The sequence below is a fragment of the Blautia sp. MSK.18.38 genome, from assembly GCF_024460535.1.
Classification (GTDB): Bacteria; Bacillota; Clostridia; order Lachnospirales; family Lachnospiraceae; genus Blautia_A; species Blautia_A fusiformis.
Genome location: NZ_JANFYP010000048.1, coordinates 1 through 7,234 on the forward strand (window position 1 = coordinate 1; position 7,234 = coordinate 7,234).

The 7,234-nt window shown below is 37.9% G+C and carries 6 protein-coding genes and 1 pseudogene; 2 read left to right on the forward strand and 5 right to left on the reverse strand.

Going from position 1 to position 7,234, the window contains the following annotated elements; all coding sequences use genetic code 11:
• Positions 1-1,092 (forward strand): MobA/MobL family protein (locus tag NE638_RS17150; RefSeq protein ID WP_173746802.1); only part of this gene is annotated, 1,092 nt, incomplete at its 5' end.
• On the forward strand, positions 1,070-1,774 hold the full coding sequence (locus tag NE638_RS17155; protein ID WP_173746804.1) for a DUF6040 family protein: 705 nt from the start codon (positions 1,070-1,072) through the stop codon (positions 1,772-1,774). The genes NE638_RS17150 and NE638_RS17155, both read left to right, overlap by 23 nt.
• 128 nt (positions 1,775-1,902) lie before the next feature.
• Here the strand turns inward: NE638_RS17155 and NE638_RS17160 are convergent, their stop codons facing one another.
• The 5 genes and pseudogenes from NE638_RS17160 to NE638_RS17180 all read right to left on the reverse strand — a co-directional run.
• On the reverse strand, positions 1,903-4,563 hold the full coding sequence (locus NE638_RS17160) for an ABC transporter permease (RefSeq protein WP_008707471.1): 2,661 nt from the start codon (positions 4,561-4,563) through the stop codon (positions 1,903-1,905).
• Positions 4,557-5,267, reverse strand: a complete 711-nt coding sequence (locus NE638_RS17165) for an ABC transporter ATP-binding protein (RefSeq protein WP_008707470.1) — start codon at positions 5,265-5,267, stop codon at positions 4,557-4,559. The genes NE638_RS17160 and NE638_RS17165 overlap by 7 nt, the downstream gene beginning before the upstream one ends.
• A gap of 73 nt (positions 5,268-5,340) precedes the next feature.
• Entirely contained in the window at positions 5,341-6,246 is a 906-nt protein-coding gene (locus NE638_RS17170; RefSeq protein ID WP_055066700.1) for a sensor histidine kinase, read from the reverse strand.
• A 4-nt stretch (positions 6,247-6,250) separates the two neighbouring features.
• Positions 6,251-6,925 carry a response regulator transcription factor gene (locus NE638_RS17175; RefSeq protein WP_008707461.1) on the reverse strand — a complete coding sequence of 225 codons (675 nt, stop codon included), beginning with the start codon at positions 6,923-6,925 and terminating at the stop codon, positions 6,251-6,253.
• Between the two features lie 227 nt (positions 6,926-7,152).
• Positions 7,153-7,234 (reverse strand): annotated as a pseudogene (locus NE638_RS17180) (DUF6061 family protein); the annotation flags it as partial.

Here is a 7,234-nt window from a genome sequence, read left to right on the forward strand (position 1 = left end):
CAGGATAAGAAAAACCCTGACCGTCATGGAATCCGTATCCCTGTATTAGACGAAAACGGAATTCAGAAGATTGGAGCAAGAAACCGCCTGCAATGGAAACGGGTGCTGACCGATGCTACTGGATGGAACAATCCAAAAAATTGTGAACTGTGGCGGAGTGAATGGGCAAAGGTATGTAATGAACATCTGCCTTTGCATAATCAAGTTGATCATCGTTCTTATGAAAAGCAGGGAAAACTCCAGATTCCTACCATCCATGAAGGAGCTGACGCAAGAAAGATTGAACAAAAGTTTTTTGCCGGGCAGGAAATAAAAGGCTCGTGGAAAGTAGCGGAAAATCAAATCATAAAACAACAAAACACGTTATTGCAAAAGATACTAAACACCTTTGGGAAAGTATCGGGTGCATTATCATTATGGAAGGAGCGATTAAATGACATTAGAAGAAAGCCGGGAAATTATACCCTTAATGGAATCCATGATTGGTCAAATCGAAGAACAGCAGAACCTAATGGCAGAAATGATTCTGGAAATGCAGAACCGGGACACTCAACTCTCTCTTATGCAAAAACAGAATCAGAAATTACAAAAATTAAACAACGAGTTATCCGAGCTGCTCAACATTTTGCCAAATACCGAGGAACTGCTTTCCAAGATGGAAGAACAGAAAACGAAGATAGAGCTTTTGGAAAACGAAAATCAGCAATGGCAGAAATTGGCACAGAAGCTGAACAGCGAAAACAGTTTATTACTGAAACAGAACACCGAATTGCTGAACTGGAACAGCAGATAGAGAAAGGACGTGATATAGATGAACGAATCCAGAGAATCAAAGAACGCCGAACAGTTGGAAGAACTTCTGCTCTTGACCGAGGAGATACAAGAAGAACTAGAACAGAAAGAACAGCTTATCGTGGAACTGAAGACGCAGCTCAGCGAATCTCTGACCTTGAACGAGAAATTAAACAAAGAGAACAGAGCCGGGAATATTCAAGCATTAAAGAACGACTTGAAGCTGGCAGACAGAGCATTGCGGATCGAGAAAGAGAAGTTGCGAAGCGCAAACGTCATGATAGAGGAATGTCAAGATAAAATATGCTATTTAACACAGGAACGGGATTATGCCCGGACACATCAGAAAATCGTAGAAATACCGGTAGAAAAGCCGGTACTCTATGAAAAATGTGAAGCCTGTGACCGGACAGCCTATCAGAATGAAAAAGCGAAATACGAAACACAAAAAGAGCGACTTGCAGGACAATATAAAGCAAAAACGGTAATGTTCCAAACAACCTTGTTCCTTCTTGCATGGTATTCGTTGACAACCACTCTTTTTCAGGCAGTACAGTCAGATATGTTCCTTGTCGATTGTAAATCATTCTTCAATGATTTAGCATCATTCATACAAACCTTTGTCGGATGGACGATTGATGCCGGGCATTCTGCGGCACAGATTAGTACAAAAATTCCAAATGCTTTTATAGCCGGAATGGTATATTGGTTATTGCTAATATTGATTGTAGGAATATACGTAGCAGGAACAGGGATGCTGGCGATACTGATAGAAATAAAGGTTATAGAATTATATAAGAAAAACTGTTGGGATGTTATTACTCTACTAATGATACTGACAAGTGTTGCTATTGTCATTTATTTTGGAGAATCAATCAAAAAAGTAATGCCCATAAATCTTTTGTTTCTTTTATTATTTATACAGGGAATATATCTTGGAATCCGGTGTTATCTGAACACTCTTTACTGGACAAACCGATAAAAGAAAGGGCGGCAGTATTTTACTGTCGCCCTCTGGTTACTTATAAAGATTGGGTATTCTCTCTAATTCTATTGCTATATCCAATGATACTAACCACTAAAGAAATTCTAAAAATCCTGATTATAAATCTATCTTCTAATCTCACTTATGATATTCTCTTTTCCCATCTTCCAAGCCGGAAACATTACTGCCACTACTGCAATCACTACATTCAGCACCATAATTCCATTCAGAACCAGATTCGGAATATTAGTAGTATAATGTAAAAACTGCAGCACATGAGCCAGATAATAATTCATCACTCTGCGAAGAACTCTGTTATAAATAAGATAGATAAATACATCCGCCAACAATCCATACAGAATACCTGTCTGTAAAATCATCTTGTAAAATCCGCCGTCCGTAATCCCTATTGCTCTGATAATCCCGTACTCTCTTCTTCTGGTCAGAATCGTATGACTCATGCTGTTTACGATATGGAACAGGCTGATAATCAGCAGAATCACTGCAATACTGGAAAAGAAGATCTGCTGCTGTCCAAGATAACCTTTCTGTGTTGCAATTGCGGTCGTATAATCCTGCAATACTGCCTTGGGAACATCTCGGATTACTTGTAATAACTGATTGCTCACGATCTTTGCATCCGCACTATCAGCCGGCGATGCATTGATAAAACTATAATCTGTAATTCCAAAGTTTTCTTCCATCTGTTCGCCTGTCATAATCACACTCTGCGCATTTTTCCAGACTTCTGTATTCAGAAAATCTTTCTCCTGCGCCAACGGTCTGTTTACGATTGCCGCAATCTCAAACTCTTTTTCAATATAGTTTTCTTCGCCACTTTGGAATTTTAACAGTTCATCTGTATAGTTTTCTGTCTTTGGTACTCGAAGAGTAATGGTATCGCCCGGCTTCTTTCCATAAAAAAAGTAATTTCCCTGACCGTCCATATTCGCCGTCACAATCACTTGATTATTATTCTTTATTGTTTCCGGCTGAATCTCTCCCTCCAGAATAAAATCCCGAAGCTGTTCTATCATCGCTTCATCGTAACCGTACACATTATATTTAATCCGATAATTTCCATCTTCCTGCTGCTTACAGATCCCATCATATCTCTGGATATAATACGGCTCCTGATTTTGATATTTGAAATAGTCACTCCATTCTTCTTCTGACAAAAATTCGTTTTTGGAAATCTGTAATTCCCCCATCGTATACTTTGTCGCATATACATTCTCTGTTTCCGGCATGTTTTTAATCTTATCTGCTACCGCCTCCGGAATCGTATCCTTCAGCGAGTCAGATTTTAAAGAAATACGGTACTCAGAACCAAGCCCATCATCCGATATCAGCGAAAGTTCTGCGTGAACCTTCAAATTTTCTACCATATAGGTGGTACATAAGAAAATGCAACCGCCGATAGACAAGGATAATAAAATCCCTATTACCTTTCGTTTATTGGCAAACATGAATTTCCGCACCACTACATTTGCCATATTAACATTTCGCATAGCGTATATTTTTCTTCTTTTTACAAAAGAAGTATCTCCACTCATCACAGTTTTCAGCGAATCTTTCCGCATGGAACGAACCACGAGAAAGGCAACGAGTGCTAACGAAATCAGTAGAAATACAAAACCAAACACAACAGCTTCCTTTGAAACAAAAAACTCTACTGTATTTTCTCCTTCTGCTAACGTATGGTCCGCAACAGAAAGACCATTCCCTGCTCCACTGATTCCTTTTCCACCAAATACACCGCTAAATTTCTGATACATAAGGCTTAAAACACCATTTCCTAAAAGACATCCTAACGGATATCCAATGAAAAATAACGTCCAAAGTTCCAAAAGTAAGGTGCCACCAATCTGCGCTTCACTGATACCTAATGTCTGTAATATTCCGTACTCAGAAGTTCTCTTCGATACAGAAATACTGAATACGCTGTAAACTACGAAAAGACTGAACAGACATAACAGGAAAATCATTCCGTTGTAAGCCAGATTGTAGTCGCTCTGCAATTTCAAAACGATATAAGTGAAGTTTCCTTCTTCTTCAAACAGACCAAATTTCACGATTTCAGAAATGCTGCTTGGTGCTTCTCCGCCAAGATACTGTATTACTTCATCATTTTCTGCTACCGATTCAGAAGATAATTTATGTTCCTGTAAAAAAGCATCCAACTGTTTATATAACTTCTCATCTTCATTAAAACTGAGATATAAAAACGTCTGGCTTCCTCGACCTTTAAAAGAATCACTTACAAAAACTTCCATTTCACTGGAACTTGCCGCCCATTCGCTTTTCAGAACACCAGTAACAATATACTCTTTTTCACCAATGCGAAGGGAATCTCCTAAATTCCCTGAAAATCCAAGATTACTAAGCACAAATCCATCCGCTGCAATTTCATTTTCTTTCTCAGGGAATGTTCCTTCCAACAAGTCTCTGTGTGCCATTTGACGATAAGTTTCATCGGCATGGATAAAACAGATCATAAATTCTTCTGCCACAACGTCACGGATTTCCATTTTTCCACACTGTTCCAGCGTATATCCTTTTCCTTTCTCACCGCTTTCTACAGAATTAAAAAGTTCCTTATCCGTTTCAATATAATAATGCCAGTCTCCGTAAATAGTTTTGCTGTTCGCCAGATCACTTTTCTGACTGCTGTAAATCAAAGAAGAAATCCCGGAAAGCAATGATGCTGTTAATAAAATACTCGCAAAAATTGCAAATGTCTGGCTCTTGTAATACCGCATATATTTCCATGCCAGCTTTAACATACGACATCACCGCCTTTTGCCGGAAATCTTCTCTTTCCTGTAACAATCTGACCATCTTCAATATGAATTACTCTGTCGCAAGTCTGTGCAATGGCTTCATTATGCGTTACCATGAGAATCGTCTGATTGTACTTACGACAACTCGTTTTTAATAACCCCATAACCTCAATGGTTGTGGCTGAGTCCAAATTACCTGTCGGTTCATCGCAAAGCAGGATACTCGGTTTATTTGCCAAAGCTCTGGCGATTGCAACTCTTTGCTGCTGACCGCCGGATAATTCGTTTGGATATTTCTTGCGTTTCTCCCAAATGCCCAGTTCCCGCAACAATTCTTCGATATATTTGCGGTTAATATGTTTTCCACAGTCAAATGTAACCGGCAATGCCACGTTATCATACACATTCAACACAGGCATTAAACTATAATTCTGGAATACAAACCCTATATTTCTTCTACGGAAAATCGTCAGTTCTTTTCTTGAAAGAGAACCAATCTCTTTATTCTTTATAAAAATCTGTCCACTTGTCGGATTATCCAGACCACCGATTAAATTAAGACAAGTAGATTTGCCTGAACCAGATGTGCCTACAATGGCAACAAACTCGCCTTCTTCTACTTTTAGATTGATATTCCGTAGTGCCTTTACCTGATTATCTTTTTCTCCATATATTTTCTCAACATTTCGTAATTCTAAAATACTCATCCGTCATCACTCCTCTTTTCTTGATACATCCAGTATAACTGCCGTATCTTGCAATTTCTTTACAAACGGATGATTAGTTCTTACAGTTTTGTAAGAACACAGAAAAACAGCTTCCCTTTCCATACTCGGAATCTACCGTCATATATCCTTTTTCTTTTTCCAAAATCAGATTAGAAAGATACAAACCAATCCCAGAACCTTCCATATTCTCAACTTCTGGGCTTCTATAAAATCGTTTGAATATATCGGTCATTTCCTCCTGCCGGATACCACGCCCATTATCTGCAATCTGAATCTCTGTGTATAAATCATAACTTTTTACACAAATGGAAATAGTTCCTCCTCTATCGGTGTACTTAACAGCATTTTCCAACAAATTTACAAATACTTCTGCTGTCCATTTTCGATTATGATACAGTAATCTGTCCTCAAATGGTTCCAATGTAAAGTTGATTTCCTTTTTTTCCAGTTTCTCATAAAGCGTATCTACTGCGTCTAAAATCGTCTGCTTGATCCCTATTGCTTTTCCTTCAAAGCCATCAATATTTTGCTCCAATTTTACCATCTTCGATAAAGACTCCACAATCCAACTCAGCTTGTCAATCTGTCGTTGCATTTTTTCAGAAAACAATGTTTTCCGTTCTGATGTAATTTCCTCTTTACTTAAGATTTCTGCATAGAGAGAAATATTCGCTAAGGGCGTTTTTAATTGATGAGACATATTAGATACCAGACTTTTCACCTGCTCTTTTTCTTGTTCGGCACTATTCACGTGATTATCAAGCACTTCCTGTATCTGCTTGATTTTACTGACAAGGGCAGAATATTCTCCTTCTTCCACATCAGAAGCTGCAATCATTTCCCGATTTAACACACTGTCCAGCAAACGGTCAATCAGGCGATATGTTTTTCTTTTTTGATATATGCTATATCCAATCGACAAACACAAAAGCACTGCTAAAAGTATCGTAATCCACATCTCTTTATTCCTTCCAGATATATCCGATTCCATGAACTGTTTGAATCCATTTTGGTTTCGATACATCATCCTCTATCTTTGTACGAAGCCTGCTGATATTCACAGACACCGTATTGTTATCTACATATTTTCCATCACTATCCCATATCTTCTCTAAAATCTGCTCCTTAGAAAGGATATGATTCTTATTTTCAATCAAATACACCAACAGACGGTATTCCAATTTGCTAAGAGAGATTTCTGAACCTCTTTTATATACTTTACAAGTACTCTGGTCTATGCTTAATGAACCTGTAACAATCTTTGTACTTTCAGATTTTTCTTGAAGTATCCGCTTCATTCTTGCTTTTAATACACCCAGAGAAAATGGTTTTGACAAGTAATCATTTACCCCTAATTCTAAAGCCTTTATCTCATCCATTTCTGTATCACGAGCAGTCAGCATAATGATTGGGATATTGCTGTAGCTACGAACTTCTTTACAGAGTTCAAAGCCCGTTCCGTCCGGCAGGTTACAATCCAAAAATACAATATCATAACCACCGTTTGCGATTTCTTGTAAACCATCCTTTTTTGTCCCTGTCTCTGTCACATCATATCCATCACCAGAAAAGGAGAAGGAAAGTCCCTCTCTCAAATCAACATCATCTTCAACTATTAGAATTTTATATTTTTCCATCATGTATTTCCTTTATTGCTTCATATCAAATTACTGCTTTTTACTTCATATTTCATTATACAGTAACCACCCTCGTTGTAAAGCAAAAAGCAAGCCATTTCAGACTTGCTTTCCACCATACAGTTTTAAAAATTAAACTCTATTGTAAAATGCGTATTAGCAATCATCTTGCATCTTAAGAACCCTCAAGAAATGAGATAGATCTACAACAATATTTCACTTCTTGCTTAATAAAGTTCTAATGAATCTTCTGCATCCACCCACATCTGTAAATTGCCATCAAGATATAATCTTGCATATTCCAAAGGC

Coding starts and splice junctions, on each gene's coding strand:
- NE638_RS17155 (WP_173746804.1), top strand. CDS start 1,070: ATGATAGAGGAATGTCAAGATAAAATATGCTATTTAACACAGGAACGG.
- NE638_RS17170 (WP_055066700.1), bottom strand. CDS start 6,246: ATGTGGATTACGATACTTTTAGCAGTGCTTTTGTGTTTGTCGATTGGA.
- NE638_RS17160 (WP_008707471.1), bottom strand. CDS start 4,563: ATGTTAAAGCTGGCATGGAAATATATGCGGTATTACAAGAGCCAGACA.
- NE638_RS17175 (WP_008707461.1), bottom strand. CDS start 6,925: ATGGAAAAATATAAAATTCTAATAGTTGAAGATGATGTTGATTTGAGA.
- NE638_RS17165 (WP_008707470.1), bottom strand. CDS start 5,267: ATGAGTATTTTAGAATTACGAAATGTTGAGAAAATATATGGAGAAAAA.